1 protein-coding gene and 1 pseudogene are annotated in these 1,291 nt (G+C 68.3%); both read left to right on the top strand.

What is annotated here, in order from left to right:
* Positions 1-197: pseudogene (locus tag CH341_RS34675) on the top strand (MFS transporter); the annotation flags it as partial.
* Positions 198-244: 47 nt separating this feature from the next.
* The gene (locus tag CH341_RS31325) at positions 245-1,234 is read left to right on the top strand and encodes a dihydrodipicolinate synthase family protein (protein ID WP_111423607.1); all 990 of its coding nucleotides are present in this window, start codon (positions 245-247) and stop codon (positions 1,232-1,234) included.
* Positions 1,235-1,291: the final 57 nt, after the last annotated feature.

The raw sequence follows: 1,291 nt of genomic DNA, 5'->3' as shown, positions 1-1,291 counted from the left end.
CCATCGCGGTCTCGACCGCGACGGCGTGGCTGCGGCTCGCCTCGATGATCGGACCGAGCATCGTCGGCGCCATGATCGGCATCGGGCTGGAGGCCGTGTTCCTCGCCTTCGGCCTCGTCGCCGCCGTCGCGGCCGTGATCACGGCGCTGTTCGCCACCGAGACCAAGGGGCGCGTCCTCGAGGAGATCTCGCCCTGACCCCCGCCCGCCCGAGCCCGTCGAGAAAACACCAGGAGACCAGACTGATGAAGACCGTCGGAGACCACCTCTACGTCGCCACCCTGCTTCCCTACGATCAGCACATGAAGATCGACGAGGCCGCGTATCGCCGATTCCTGCGCCACTTCCTCGACAACGAGCGCTTCGTGAAGATGGGCGGCGGCCTGTGCATCAATCCCGAGGCCGGCGAGATCTTCTATCTCACCCGCGCCGAGAAGCGCCGCGTGCTGGAGATCGCCCAGGAGGAGAACAACGGCAAGGTGCCGCTGATCGCCGGCACATGGGCGCTGACCACCGAGGAGACCATCGAGACCGCCAAGGACTGCAAGGCGCTCGGCGTCGACGGCATCTTCGTCACGCCGCCCGGCGGCGCCCAGGACGTGACGTCGTGCTGGGACGCCGACGCCTATCCGGAGATCTGGCTCGACCAGATCATCGCCCAGGACCGCGTCGTCGACCTGCCGATCGTCACCCACCCGGTCGGCGGCGCCAAGCCGCCCTTCTATCCGGGCCTGCCGATCGGCGCGACCCTGCGCATCTGCCGCGAGGTCCCCAACATCGTCGGCTGGAAGATGACCTACATGTACGACGGCTTCCGGCTGATCGCGAAGGGCCTGCGCTCGCTCGACCGGCACGTCGCCGTCATGGGCGCACTCGCCTCGCGCTGGCACGAGTACAAGGCCACCGGCATGTTCGACGGCACGCTGTCGGGCTTCTGGAACTTCGCCGTCGAGCCGATGATGGACCACCTCGACGCGTGGGACCGCAACGACATCGTGACGGCACGCGCGATCTGGGACGGCGGCCTCTCCGAGCTGCAGGACTACGTCGCCGACATGGCCCGCCTGCACATCCGCTACAAGACCGCGACGTGGCTCGCCGGCCTGATCCCGAACCCGTTCATGCGGGCGCCGATGCCGAAGCCGAGCCGCGTCGAGATCGAGACGCTGCACCGCCTGCTCTCGCGCGTCGGCGTGCCGGTGATCGACATCGCCGACACCCGCAAGGTGGCGTGAGCGGGTATCCGGCTGATCACGTGATTGGTCATTCCGGGGCGGCGCGCAGCGCCGAAC

The organism is Rhodoplanes roseus (assembly GCF_003258865.1).
In the GTDB taxonomy this organism is placed as follows: domain Bacteria; phylum Pseudomonadota; class Alphaproteobacteria; order Rhizobiales; family Xanthobacteraceae; genus Rhodoplanes; species Rhodoplanes roseus.
This window is presented reverse-complemented; position numbering and strand designations above follow the sequence as displayed.

Bases quoted from the DNA above. Each gene is read 5' to 3' on its own strand.
- CH341_RS31325 (WP_111423607.1), top strand. From the start codon at position 245: ATGAAGACCGTCGGAGACCACCTCTACGTCGCCACCCTGCTTCCCTAC.